The following is a 13,794-nucleotide window of genomic DNA, read 5'->3' as shown; positions in this document are numbered from 1 at the left end:
CGCCAGCTGATGCCACTCGGTAGTGGCACCCATGAGGATAAGAAAATGGCTACGACCACCCTTTGGGTCAAACTTGACGACCCAACCCGCGAGCGCCTCAAGGCAGCCGCGACCTCCATTGATCGCACGCCGCACTGGCTGATCAAGCAGGCGATTTTCAATTACCTGGAGAAACTGGAGGGTGGTGCAACCCTGACCGAACTCAATGGTTTGAGCAGCAAGGACGCTGACGATGCAGGCGAGGTGCAGACCGACCACGCCCACCAGTGCTTCCTGGAGTTCGCCGAGAGCATCCTGCCGCAGTCCGTGCTGCGAGCGTCGATCACTGCCGCTTACCGTCGCCCCGAGCCGGAAGTGGTGCCGATGCTGATCGAACAGGCCCGCCTGCCGGCGCCGATGGCCGAAGCCACCAACAAGCTGGCTGCCTCGATTGCCGAAAAACTGCGTAACCAGAAGAGTGCCGGTGGCCGTGCCGGGATTGTTCAGGGCCTGCTGCAAGAGTTTTCCCTGTCGTCCCAGGAAGGCGTGGCGCTGATGTGCCTGGCCGAAGCGCTGCTGCGCATCCCGGACAAAGGCACCCGCGACGCACTGATCCGCGACAAGATCAGCACCGGCAACTGGCAGCCGCACTTGGGCAACAGCCCATCGCTGTTCGTCAACGCCGCCACCTGGGGCCTGCTGCTGACCGGCAAACTGGTCGCCACCCACAACGAAGCCGGCCTCACCTCCTCCCTGAGCCGCATCATCGGCAAGAGCGGCGAGCCGATGATCCGCAAGGGCGTCGACATGGCCATGCGCCTGATGGGCGAGCAGTTCGTCACCGGTGAAACCATCGCCGAGGCCCTGGCCAACGCGAGCAAGTTCGAAGCCAAGGGCTTCCGCTATTCCTACGACATGCTCGGTGAAGCCGCGCTGACTGAACACGATGCGCAGAAGTACCTGGCCTCGTACGAACAAGCCATCCACTCCATCGGCAAAGCCTCCCACGGCCGTGGGATTTATGAAGGCCCGGGCATCTCCATCAAGCTGTCGGCGCTGCACCCGCGCTACAGCCGTGCGCAGTATGAGCGCGTGATGGACGAGCTGTACCCGCGCCTGCTGTCCCTGACCCTGCTGGCCAAGCAATACGACATCGGCCTGAACATCGATGCCGAAGAAGCCGACCGCCTGGAGCTGTCCCTGGACCTGCTCGAACGCCTGTGCTTCGAGCCACAACTGACCGGCTGGAACGGTATCGGTTTCGTGATCCAGGCCTACCAGAAGCGTTGCCCGTATGTGATCGACTACGTCATCGACCTGGCGCGCCGCAGCCGCCACCGCCTGATGATCCGCCTGGTAAAAGGCGCGTACTGGGACAGCGAAATCAAGCGCGCCCAGGTCGAAGGCCTGGAAGGCTACCCGGTGTACACCCGCAAGGTGTACACCGACGTTTCCTACATTGCCTGTGCACGCAAACTGCTGTCGGTGCCGGAAGTCATCTACCCGCAGTTCGCCACGCACAACGCCCACACGCTGTCGGCCATCTACCATATCGCCGGTCAGAACTATTACCCCGGCCAGTACGAGTTCCAGTGCCTGCACGGCATGGGTGAACCGCTGTACGAGCAGGTGGTAGGCAAGGTTGCCGATGGCAAGCTGAACCGCCCGTGCCGTGTGTATGCACCGGTCGGCACCCACGAAACACTGCTGGCCTACCTGGTCCGTCGCCTGCTGGAAAACGGTGCGAACACCTCGTTCGTCAACCGCATCGCCGACCAATCCATCTCGATCCAGGAGCTGGTGGCCGATCCAGTGGCCAGCATCGAGCAAATGGCTACGCTGGAAGGCGGCTTCGGCTTGCCGCACCCGCGCATTCCATTGCCGCGTGACCTGTACGGCAGCGACCGCGCCAACTCGGCAGGTATCGACCTGGCCAACGAACATCGCTTGGCATCGCTGTCCTGCGCGCTGCTGGCCACCGCTCACAACAACTGGAAAGCCGCACCGATGCTCGGTTGCACCTCCAGCGAGCAAGCCGCGGCGCCGGTGCTCAACCCGTCCGACCTGCGCGATGTAGTCGGTCATGTGCAAGAAGCCACCGTCGAAGATGTCGACAACGCGATCCAGTGCGCCATCAGTGCCGGTCCGATCTGGCAGGCCACCCCGCCCGCCGAGCGCGCCGCGATCCTGGAACGTGCCGCCGACCTGATGGAAGGTGAAATCCAGCCACTGATGGGCCTGCTGGCCCGCGAAGCCGGCAAGACCTTCGCCAACGCCATCGCCGAAGTGCGTGAAGCCGTGGACTTCCTGCGCTACTACGCGGTGCAGGCACGCAACGACTTCACCAACGACGCCCACCGCCCACTCGGGCCGGTGGTCTGCATCAGCCCGTGGAACTTCCCGCTGGCGATTTTCAGCGGCCAGGTTGCGGCAGCTTTGGCTGCCGGTAACCCAGTGCTGGCCAAGCCGGCTGAGCAAACGCCCCTGGTCGCCGCACAAGCTGTGCGCATCCTGCTCGAAGCCGGCATTCCCGAAGGCGTGCTGCAACTGCTGCCAGGCCAGGGTGAAACCGTGGGTGCCCGCCTGGTGGGCGATGATCGCGTCAAAGGCGTGATGTTCACCGGCTCCACCGAAGTGGCGCGCCTGCTGCAACGCAACGTCGCCGGACGCCTGGATGCCCAGGGCCGTCCGATCCCGCTGATCGCCGAAACCGGCGGCCAGAACGCGATGATCGTCGACTCCTCGGCACTGACCGAACAAGTCGTGATCGACGTGGTTTCGTCGGCCTTCGACAGCGCCGGCCAGCGTTGCTCGGCCCTGCGTGTACTGTGCCTGCAGGAAGACTCGGCAGACCGTGTGATCGAAATGCTCAAGGGCGCCATGGCTGAATGCCGCCTGGGTAACCCGGAGCGTCTGTCGGTGGATATCGGCCCGGTGATCGACGCCGAAGCCAAGGCCGGCATCGAGAAACACATCCAGGCCATGCGCGACAAAGGCCGCAATGTGTACCAGGTGGCGATTGCCGATGGTGAAGAGATCAAGCGCGGCACCTTCGTGATGCCAACCCTGATAGAGCTGGAAAGCTTCGACGAGCTGCAACGCGAGATCTTTGGTCCGGTGCTGCACGTGGTGCGCTACAAGCGCAAAGAGATCGACCAACTCATCGGCCAGATCAACGCCTCTGGCTATGGCCTGACCCTGGGCGTGCACACCCGCATCGACGAGACCATCGCCAAGGTGATCGACAACGTCAATGCCGGTAACGTCTATGTGAACCGCAACATCGTCGGTGCCGTGGTTGGCGTACAACCGTTCGGCGGCGAAGGCCTGTCGGGCACTGGCCCGAAAGCCGGTGGCCCGCTGTACCTGTACCGCCTGCTGTCGACGCGCCCTACGGATGCCATCGAGCAATCCTTCGTACGCGGCGACGCACTGGCCGCACCAGATGTTCGTTTGCGCGACGCCATGAGCCAACCGCTGACCGCCCTCAAAACCTGGGCCGACAGCAACCAGTCCAGCGACCTGAGCGCCCTGTGCAGCCAGTTCGCCGCGCAATCGCAAAGCGGTATCACTCGCCAACTGGCCGGCCCCACCGGCGAACGCAACAGCTACGCCATCCTGCCCCGCGAGCACGTACTGTGCCTGGCGGACGTGGAAGCTGATCTGTTGACTCAACTGGCGGCGGTACTGGCCGTGGGCGGTTCGGCGGTATGGCCGGAATCTGACCTGACCAAGGCCTTGTTCCCACGCCTGCCGAAGGAGATTCAGGCGAAGATCAAGCTCGTGGCCGACTGGACCAAGGACGAAGTGGTGTTCGACGCGGTTCTGCACCACGGCGATTCCGACCAGTTGCGTGCGGTGTGCCAGCAAGTGGCGCAGCGTGGTGGAGCGATTGTCGGGGTGCATGGTTTGTCCCAGGGCGAGACGGCGATTGCGCTGGAGCGTTTGGTGATTGAGCGCGCGTTGAGTGTTAACACCGCTGCTGCGGGTGGTAACGCAAGCTTGATGACTATCGGCTAACTGCCTGACGAAATGCGGTAAAAAATGTGGGAGGGGGCTTGCCCCCGATAGCGGTGGATCAGCCAATGCACTTGGTGGCTGACACATCGCCATCGGGGGCAAGCCCCCTCCCACATTTGCCTGTGCATCACCCAAATCAATCTTGCTATCCAGCCTCTATTCGCGCACTTAGACTCAGGCCAATTCCTCCAAAGGTAATCCGCCATGTCCGAGACGCTGCTCAGTTCCCGCAATCTGGCTTTCGAGCTGTACGAAGTCCTCGATGCCGAGGGCCTGACCCAGCGCGAGCGGTTTGCCGAGCACAATCGCGAAACCTTCGACGCGGCCATCAGCACCGCCCGCAGCATTGCGGAAAAATACTTCGCCCCCCACAACCGCAAGAACGACGAGAACGAACCGCGCTACGAAGACGGCAAGGCCATCCTGATTCCTGAGGTCAAACCGGCGGTGGATGCGTTCCTCGAAGCTGGTTTCCTCAACGCCGCCCGCAGTTTCGACGCCGGTGGCATGCAACTGCCCACCCTGCTGTCGCAAGCCTGTTTCGCGCACTTCCAGTCGGCGAACGCCGCCTCTACCTCCTATCCGTTCCTGACCATGGGCGCCGCCAACCTGATCGAAAGCTTCGGCACCGACGATCAGAAACAACGCTTCCTGCAACCGATGATCGATGGCCGTTTCTTCGGCACCATGGCCCTCACCGAACCCCACGCAGGCTCATCGCTGTCGGATATTCGTACCCGCGCAGAGCCAGCGGCTGACGGTACCTATCGACTCAAGGGCAACAAAATCTTCATCTCCGGCGGCGACCACCCGCTGTCGGAAAACATCGTGCACATGGTGCTGGCCAAGCTGCCGGACGCGCCCGCTGGGGTGAAGGGCATTTCGCTGTTTATCGTGCCCAAGTTCCTGGTCAACGACGATGGCAGCCTGGGCGAGCGCAACGATGTGTTGCTGGCCGGGCTGTTCCACAAGATGGGCTGGCGCGGCACTACCTCGACAGCGCTGAATTTCGGCGACAACGGCAACTGTGTCGGCTATCTGGTGGGCAAACCGCACCAGGGCTTGAGCTGCATGTTCCAGATGATGAACGAGGCGCGTATTGGCGTCGGCATGGGGGCGGTGATGCTCGGTTACGCCGGCTACCTCTATTCCTTGGAGTACGCCCGTGAACGCCCGCAAGGTCGCCTGCCGGACAGCAAGGATCCCACAACTGCACCGGTCTCGATCATCCAGCACGCCGACATCAAGCGCATGCTGCTGACGCAAAAAGCCTACGTGGAAGGTGCCTTCGACCTGGGCCTTTACGCCGCACGCCTGTTCGACGACACCACCACTCTGGTAAGCGAAGCCGAGCGCAAGCAAGCCCATGAACTGCTGGACCTGCTGACCCCCATCGTCAAATCCTGGCCGTCGGAGTTCTGCCTCAAGGCCAATGAACTGGCGATCCAGATTCTCGGCGGCCACGGCTACACCCGTGAGTATCCGGTGGAGCAGTACTACCGCGATAACCGCCTGAACCCGATCCATGAAGGCACCCATGGCATTCAGTCCCTGGACTTGCTGGGACGCAAGCTGGCACAGAATGGCGGCGCGGGTTTGAAGCAACTCATCAGGCTGATCGCCGAAACCGGCAGCCGTGCGCAGCAATACCCGAGCCTCACTGCGCTAAGGGAACCGCTGGAGCACTTGGTGAACCGCCTGCAAAGCGTGACCATCGGCCTGCTGACGGACCTCGCCCAGGGCAAGGTCAACAGCAGCCTGGCGAATTCGGCGCTGTACTTGAAGGTGTTCGGGCATACGGTGATTGGCTGGCGCTGGCTGGAACAGGCGATTCGCGCCGAAGAAGGCTTGCTTAAGGGCAATGCGGCCGATGTGGCCTTCTATAAAGGCAAGCTCCAGGCCGCCCGGTACTTCCTGACCTGGGAAGTACCGGGCTGCCATCATGAACTGGCGATTCTGGAGGCACGCGATGATACGTGCCTCGGGATGCAGGATGAGTGGTTCTAAGGCGTTCCGATCGCCTTGGAAATCACATCGACCGTGGCGCTGACTTGCTCTTGGTAACGGTCGAGTTCCTGCTGGTGAGCCTGCTGCATTTCGATCTGCTCGGCGCACAGGTTCAGCGCCGCCAGCACCAGTAATTTGTCACCGATCAGGGTCGGGTACTTTTTCTTGGTGGTGGCCAGGGAGGCCTTGAGCAGGGTCACGGCGTGCATCAGGGTTTTATCTTCCCCAGGCGGGGCCTTGATCGAGTAATCCTCTCCGAGAATCGAAACGACCTTTATCCCTTCACTCATGCGCTGACAGGCCCTGCACTTACACGCTCAACCAGCGCCTGGATACGCGCGGCAGTGGCACCGTGCTTCTCTTCCTGCTCCATCAGGTTCAGTTGCAGGCTGTCGTTCTCATCCTTGGCGCGGGCCAGTTCGGCCTTGAGGGATTCGTTGCTGCCCAGCAGGTCCTGATTCTGCTGTACGAGGTCGCTGACCAGTTGTTCCAATTGGCTGAGGGATGCTTCTAACATTTTGATTTCTCGGGCTTTTTCAAAGGGCGGTGACGATAAAGAAAATTCACCTCGGATGCCAGGGTTATCCCCGGCGCGCAGCCCGATTTTTAAGGGCCGGGCCGCACTTTCGAGCCTTAGTGACTGCATTTACCCGATCTGGTTCCTGAATCGACCAAACCCCTCGTCAGGTGCGACAAAAACGCACAGCGCCCTTTAGACTTTAGTCGTACGACCGATAGAGAGGGACACTCCGTTTCATGGCCGCATGGATCGCGCTCTCCCCCAGGATTCCCGCATGTCGCTTCGTAATATGAATATCGCTCCGAGGGCCTTCCTCGGCTTCGCGTTTATTGGCGCGCTGATGTTGTTTCTCGGTGTGTTCGCGCTGAACCAGATGAGCAAGATCCGCGGCGCCACCGAAGACATCACCCTGTCCAGCGTGCCAAGCATTCGTGCGCTGGATGAGTTCACCCAACTGACCCTGCGGCTGCGGGTGCTGTCGTACCGCCTGCTGACCAACCGCGAGCCGGACGTGCAGCAAAAGACCCTGGAAGCCTTCGAACTGCGCAACCAGCAGATCCGCACCGCCCAGGGCATCTACGAAAAACTCATCGAAAGCCCTGAAGAACGCTCGACCTACGACGAATACGTTCGCCTGCTCGGCCAGTACCACCAGATTGAAGAGCGCATGAAGAGCCTGTCGCGGGCCAACCAGGTGGAAGAACTGCGCAGCCTGCTCAACACCGAACTGCTGAGCAACTCCGAACAGGTCAACGCCGTGCTCACGCGCCTGCTGGACCTCAATAACAAGATGGCCCTTGCCACTAATAAGGATGCCGAGGACCAATACAACATGGCCTTCAACATGGTAGTTAGCCTGTTGGTGGTCGCCACCCTGCTGACTCTGTTGTTCGCCTGGCTGCTGACTCGCAGCATCACCCTGCCTATCGCCCAGGCGCTGGAAGCAGCCGAAGAAGTAGCCGAAGGCAACCTGACGCGTCCGATCAAGGTCGACGGCAACGACGAAGCCGGGCGCCTGCTGGCGGCCATGGCCAAGATGCAGGACAAGCTGCGCGACACCCTGCAACGCATCGCCGGTTCCGCTACCCAGTTGGCCTCGGCCGCCGAAGAGTTGAACGCGGTCACCGACGAAAGCGCCCGTGGCTTGACCCAACAAAACAATGAAATCGAGCAAGCCGCCACGGCGGTGAATGAAATGACCAGTGCCGTCGAAGAAGTGGCCCGCAATGCGGTGAGCACCTCCGAAGCGTCGCGCAACGCCACCACTTCCGCCGGTGATGGCCGTGACCTGGTGCAGGAAACCGTCAGCGCCATCGAACGCATGAGCGGCGATGTGCAAGCCACTGCGACCCTGATTGGCGACCTGGCCAATGAGTCCCGCGATATCGGCAAGGTACTGGACGTGATCCGTGGCCTGGCTGACCAGACCAACCTGTTGGCGCTGAACGCGGCGATTGAAGCGGCGCGCGCCGGTGAAGCCGGTCGCGGCTTTGCGGTAGTGGCCGATGAAGTGCGGGCGTTGGCCCACCGCACCCAACAGTCGACCAGCGAAATCGAGCGGATGATCGGCAGTATCCAGGCCGGCACCGAGCACGCGGTGGATTCGATGCGCAACAGCACCGAACGCGCCGAATCGACGCTGAACATCGCCAAAGGTGCGGGGATGTCGCTGGATACCATCAACACCGCGATTGTCGAGATCAACGAGCGCAACCTGGTGATCGCCAGCGCGGCGGAAGAACAGGCGCAGGTGGCACGGGAAGTGGACCGCAACCTGGTGAACATCCGTGATTTGTCGGTGCAGTCGGCCACCGGCGCCAGCCAGACGAGTGCGGCGAGCAGCGAGCTGTCGCGCCTGGCGGTAGATTTGAATGGGATGGTCAGCCGCTTCCGCCTCTGACTGACACGCTGATCGTTCCCACGCTCCGCGTGGGAATGCAGCCTGTGACGCTCCGCGTCCCGCCCCAAAGCGGACGCAGAGCATCCAACGAGGCATTCCCACGCAGAGCGTGGGAACGATCTTTTGACAGCGCAGCAATTCAACAGGTTAGAATCGCTGGCACGCAGACTGCATGGTCAGTTTGCGCCCCGTCTTGTTTGCCCATGGAGTACTGCCTTTGAATGCGACGACCATCAACAGCCTGTTCCTGATCGGCGCGTTGCTGGTAAGTGCGAGCATTCTGGTGAGTTCTCTTTCGTCCCGCCTTGGGATCCCGATCCTGGTGATCATCCTGGCCGTGGGCATGGTCGCCGGCGTCGATGGCGGCGGCATCATCTTCGATAACTACCCAACCGCCTACCTGGTGGGCAACCTCGCCCTGGCCGTGATCCTGCTCGATGGCGGTTTACGCACACGGGTGGCGAGTTTCCGCGTGGCACTCTGGCCGGCGTTGTCGCTGGCCACGGTGGGGGTGTTGATTACCACCGGCCTCACCGGCATGGCGGCGGCCTGGCTGTTTGACCTCAATATCATCCAGGGCTTGCTGATTGGTGCGATTGTCGGTTCGACGGACGCCGCAGCGGTGTTCTCGCTGCTCGGCGGCAAGGGTCTCAACGAACGGGTCACCGCCAGCCTGGAGATCGAATCCGGCAGCAACGACCCGATGGCAGTGTTCCTCACCGTCACCCTGATCGACATGCTCGCCAGCGGCCAGACTGGCCTGCACTGGAGCCTGCTGACTCACCTGGTGCGCGAATTCGGCATCGGCGGCATCGTCGGCCTGGGCGGCGGCTGGTTGATGCTGCAGATGGTCAACCGCATCAACCTGGCCACCGGCCTGTACCCGATCCTGGTGATCGCCGGCGGCCTTTTCGTGTTTGCCGTGACCAACGCCCTGCACGGCAGTGGCTTCCTCGCCGTGTACCTGTGCGGCCTGGTGATCGGCAACCGCCCGGTGCGCAGCCGTCATGGCATTCTGCATATGCTCGACGGCATGGCCTGGCTGGCGCAGATCGGCATGTTCCTGGTGCTGGGCCTGCTGGTCACGCCCCATGACTTGTTGCCGATTGCCCTGCCGGCCCTGGGCCTGGCGCTGTGGATGATCCTGTTTGCGCGGCCACTGTCGGTGATGGTCGGCCTGCTGCCCTTCAAGGCGTTCCATGGCCGCGAAAAAGCCTTTATCGCCTGGGTGGGCTTGCGCGGCGCGGTACCGATCATTCTGGCGGTGTTCCCGCTGATGGCCGGCTTGCCCCATGCGCAGCTGTATTTCAACCTGGCGTTCTTTATCGTACTGGTGTCGCTGCTGGTGCAGGGCACGAGCCTGCCGTGGGTGGCCAAGCTGCTCAAGGTCACCGTCCCGCCGGACCCGGCGCCGATTTCCCGCGCAGCCCTGGAAGTGCACGTCACCAGCGAGTGGGAGCTATTCGTCTACCGCCTGGGCGCAGAAAAATGGTGCATAGGCGCCGCGCTGCGCGAGCTGAAAATGCCCGAAGGCACGCGGATTGCCGCGCTGTTCCGTGGTCAACAGTTACTCCATCCGTCGGGTAGTACCGTACTGGAAGTCGGCGATTTGCTCTGCGTGATCGGCCACGAACACAACCTGCCAGCCCTGGGCAAATTGTTCAGCCAGGCACCGCAACGCGGTCTGGATTTGCGCTTCTTCGGCGACTTCGTGCTGGAAGGCGACGCCCAGCTGGGCGCGGTTTCGGCCTTGTACGGCCTGAAGCTGGAGGGCATCGACCCGGACATGCCGCTGAGTAGCTTCATCACCCAAAAAGTCGGGGGCGCGCCCATCGTCGGCGACCAGGTGGAGTGGAACAACACCATCTGGACCGTCGCGGTCATGGACGGGAACAAGATCGGCAAAGTGGGCGTCAGATTCCCCGAAGGAAGTCGCCCGGCCCCCGGACTCTTCCTCTAAACTGCGGGGCGACGACGCCCCCGATTCTTCACCTTGCACGACCGGTCTCTATGCCAACCTTGCGCACTCTTCTCGCCACTGCCCTGCTGAGCCTGACCCTGTGTGTCGGCGTCGTCCACGCCGCCGACCCGCCCAGCGCCGAGTCTATCCAGCAAACCCTGGACAAGCTGCCCGACCGCAAACTGCCCGACGCCGACATGAAGGCCTTGCAGACCATCCTGCAGCAGACCCTGACATACCTGGGCAACAAGCAGGATTACGAACAGCGCCTGGTCGACCTCAAGCGCCAACTGGAAGACGCCCCGCGCGAGACTGCCGACAACCAGCGCGAACTGGCCCGGCTCAAGGCCACCAAAGTCATCCCGGTCGCCCAGCGCTACGCCAGCCTGCCGGTGCCGCAGCTTGAGCAATTGCTGGTGCAGCGCAGCACCCAGCAAGGCGACCTGCAAAAGGAACTGGCCGATGCCAACAGCCTGTCCATCGCGGCCCAGACCCGTCCTGAGCGCGCCCAGACCGAAATCAGCAACAGCCAGACGCGCATCCTGCAAATCAATTCGACGCTCAAGGCCGGCAAAGACAACGGCAAGACCCTCAGCGCCGACCAGCGTAACCAGCTCAACGCCGAACTCGCGGCGCTCAATGCGCTGATCCCCCTGCGCCGCCAGGAACTGGCCGGCAACAGCCAACTGCAAGACCTGGGCAACAGCCAGCATGACTTGGTGATGGAAAAGACCGCGCGTCTGGAACAAGAGATCCAGGACCTGCAAACCCTGATCAACCAGAAACGCCTGGCCCAGTCCCAGCAGACCGTGACCCAGCAGTCCATCGAAGCGCAAAAGGCCGGTGGCAGCAGCCTGCTGGCCACGGAAAGCGCGGCGAACCTGAAGCTGTCCGACTACCTGCTCAAAAGTACCGACCGCCTCAACGACCTGACCCAGAAGAACTTGCAGACCAAGCAGCAACTGGACACCGTGACCCAGAGCGACTCTGCCCTGGACGAGCAGATCAACGTGCTCAAGGGCAGCCTGCTGCTGTCGAAGATCCTCTACAAACAAAAGCAGGCCCTGCCGCGCCTCACCGTGGACCGCGACCTCGCGGACGACATCGCCAACATTCGCCTGTACCAGTTCGAGGTCAACCAGCAGCGCGAGCTGATCAGCTCGCCCAGCGCCTATGTGGACAACCTGCTGGCCAACCAGGCGCCGGAAGACGTCACCCCGCAACTGCGCCGCACCTTGCTGGAACTGGCAATCACCCGCAGCGACCTGCTGGAGCGCCTGAGCCGTGAGTTGAGCGCGCTGCTCAACGAATCCATCACCCTGCAACTGAACCAGAAACAATTGCTCAGCACCGCCACCACCCTGCGGGCGACGCTGGATGAGCAGATGTTCTGGATTCCCAGCAACAAACCGCTGGATACCGAGTGGCTGGAAACCGTACCCGCACACCTGAGCAAGCAAGTCGCCACCCTGCCCTGGGCCTCCAGCGTCAGCGAGCTGTATGACGGCCTGACCCAGCGCCCGTTGCTGTTCCTGCCGTTGCTGCTGTTGATCGGCGCGTTGCTGTGGCGGCGTAAAAATCTGTATCAACGCTTGAGCAAGGTGCACCTGGACATCGGCCACTTCAAGCGCGACAGCCAGTGGCACACGCCCCAGGCCATCCTGATCAACATCCTGCTGGCAATGCCGGTGTCCCTCGGCCTGGCGCTGTGCGGCTACGCGCTGCAAATCGACGCCCGTGGGCAGAACGCCAACCTGGGTTCGGCCCTGCTGCAGATCGCCCAGGCATGGCTGGTGTTCTACACCGCCTATCGCATCCTGGCGCCGGGTGGCGTGGCTGAACTGCACTTCCGCTGGGAAAAACCCCAGGTCGAATTCCTGCAAGGCTGGGTGCGCAAACTCGGGCTGGTGGTACTGGCACTGGTGGCCGTGGTGGCGATTGCCGAGCACCAACCGGCGGCGCTGGCTGACGATGTGCTGGGCATCGGCGTGGTTCTGACCTGCTACGCGCTGATGGCCTGGCTGCTGGGCCGCCTACTGTTGCACAGCCCGACCCATGAAAAAGCCTCGCTGTTCCGCAAAGCCGTGGGCCTGCTGTTCACTGCGTTGCCCATCGCATTGTTCATCGCTGTGTGCTTCGGCTACTACTACACCGCACTCAAGCTCAGCGACCGGCTGATCAACACCCTGTACCTGCTGATGTTCTGGCTGGTGATCGAAGCCACCTTCGTCCGTGGCCTGGGCGTTGCCGCCCGGCGCCTGGCCTATGCGCGCGCCCTGGCCAAACGCCAGGCCGCCAAGGAAGCCGGTGACGGCGAAGCGGTGATCGAAGAGCCGACCCTGGACATCGAGCAGGTCAACGAACAATCCATGCGCCTGATTCGCCTGGCCTTGCTCGGCGGCTTTATCGCTGCGCTGTATTGGGTATGGTCGGACCTGATCTCGGTATTCTCCTACCTGGATAACGTCACGCTGTACGAATACACCAGCGGCACCGGTGCGAATATCAGCATGGTGCCCATCAGCATCGGCGACTTGCTCGGCGCGCTGATCATCATCGGCATCACCTTCGCCCTAGCGCGCAACCTGCCCGGCTTGCTCGAAGTGCTGGTGCTGTCCAAACTGGACCTGGCTCAGGGCAGCGCTTATGCAACCACCACGCTGCTGTCCTATGTGATTGCCGGCGTCGGGTTTGTCTCTACCCTATCGACCCTCGGCGTGAGCTGGGACAAGTTGCAATGGCTGGTGGCGGCGCTGTCGGTGGGCCTGGGCTTTGGTATGCAGGAGATCTTCGCCAACTTCATCTCCGGCATCATGATCCTGTTCGAACGCCCGGTGCGCATCGGCGACACCATCACCATCGGCAACCTGTCGGGCACGGTGAGCAAGATCCGCATCCGCGCCACGACGATCACCGACTTTGACCGCAAGGACATCATTGTCCCGAACAAAACCTTCATCACCGGCCAGTTGATCAACTGGTCGCTGACCGACACCATCACCCGCGTCACCCTCAAGCTCGGCGTGGACTACGGCTCCGACCTGGACCGCGTGAAGGAACTGCTGCTCAAGGCCGCCCGCGACAACCCCCGGGTACTCAAGGACCCGGAGCCCCATGTGTACTTCCTCAACTTTGGCGAAAGCACCCTGGACCACGAACTGCGCATGCACGTGCGCGACCTGGGCGACCGCAACCCGGTGATCGACGAAGTGAACCGCTTTATCAATCGCGAGTTCAAGAAAGAGCACATCAATATCTCGTTCCGCCAGATGGAGGTCTACCTCAAGAACCTCCACGGCCAGGAATACAAATTGGTGGAGGTCGACACCCCGGCCAAGCCCGCCAACGACGGTGGTGTGCAGGAACCGCCGCCGAGCAAACTCGACTAACCGCGTTATCCCCAGCAGA

Annotated in this window: 7 protein-coding genes and 1 pseudogene; 6 read left to right on the top strand and 2 right to left on the bottom strand. The window is 62.1% G+C overall.

Annotated features, from left to right (window positions below):
• The first annotated feature begins 45 nt into the window (after positions 1-45).
• Positions 46-3,999 (top strand): trifunctional transcriptional regulator/proline dehydrogenase/L-glutamate gamma-semialdehyde dehydrogenase, encoded by a 3,954-nt coding sequence (gene putA, locus BLR69_RS23945; RefSeq protein WP_071497144.1) that lies wholly within the window; start codon positions 46-48, stop codon positions 3,997-3,999.
• 204 nt (positions 4,000-4,203) lie between these two features.
• Positions 4,204-6,006, top strand: coding sequence for an acyl-CoA dehydrogenase (locus BLR69_RS23940; RefSeq protein WP_071497143.1), 1,803 nt, complete (start codon positions 4,204-4,206; stop codon positions 6,004-6,006).
• On the opposite strand, the gene BLR69_RS23935 is transcribed toward BLR69_RS23940, so the two are convergent.
• Together BLR69_RS23935 and BLR69_RS23930 are read right to left on the bottom strand one after the other, a co-directional pair.
• On the bottom strand, positions 6,003-6,296 hold the full coding sequence (locus tag BLR69_RS23935; RefSeq protein ID WP_071492333.1) for a cell division protein ZapA: 294 nt from the start codon (positions 6,294-6,296) through the stop codon (positions 6,003-6,005). The genes BLR69_RS23940 and BLR69_RS23935 overlap by 4 nt on opposite strands.
• Positions 6,293-6,523, bottom strand: a complete 231-nt coding sequence (locus tag BLR69_RS23930; protein WP_012721849.1) for a hypothetical protein — start codon at positions 6,521-6,523, stop codon at positions 6,293-6,295. Before BLR69_RS23930 ends, BLR69_RS23935 begins: the two co-directional genes overlap by 4 nt.
• 247 nt (positions 6,524-6,770) lie before the next feature.
• Here BLR69_RS23930 and BLR69_RS31590 point away from each other — a divergent pair.
• The 4 genes and pseudogenes from BLR69_RS31590 to mscK form a co-directional block, all read left to right on the top strand.
• Positions 6,771-7,523 (top strand): annotated as a pseudogene (locus BLR69_RS31590) (MCP four helix bundle domain-containing protein); the annotation flags it as partial.
• Positions 7,524-7,553: 30 nt separating this feature from the next.
• Positions 7,554-8,426 (top strand): methyl-accepting chemotaxis protein, encoded by an 873-nt coding sequence (locus tag BLR69_RS31585; RefSeq protein WP_371858611.1) that lies wholly within the window; start codon positions 7,554-7,556, stop codon positions 8,424-8,426.
• A 217-nt stretch (positions 8,427-8,643) separates the two neighbouring features.
• The gene (locus BLR69_RS23920) at positions 8,644-10,386 is read left to right on the top strand and encodes a potassium/proton antiporter (protein WP_071497141.1); all 1,743 of its coding nucleotides are present in this window, start codon (positions 8,644-8,646) and stop codon (positions 10,384-10,386) included.
• Positions 10,387-10,436: 50 nt separating this feature from the next.
• Positions 10,437-13,775, top strand: coding sequence for a mechanosensitive channel MscK (gene mscK / locus BLR69_RS23915; protein ID WP_071497140.1), 3,339 nt, complete (start codon positions 10,437-10,439; stop codon positions 13,773-13,775).
• The last annotated feature ends 19 nt before the right edge of the window (positions 13,776-13,794 follow it).

This window comes from Pseudomonas azotoformans, from assembly GCF_900103345.1.
Lineage (GTDB): Bacteria > Pseudomonadota > Gammaproteobacteria > Pseudomonadales > Pseudomonadaceae > Aquipseudomonas > Aquipseudomonas azotoformans.
Note: the sequence above shows the minus strand (reverse complement) of the source record. Positions and strands in the feature narration are given on the sequence as shown.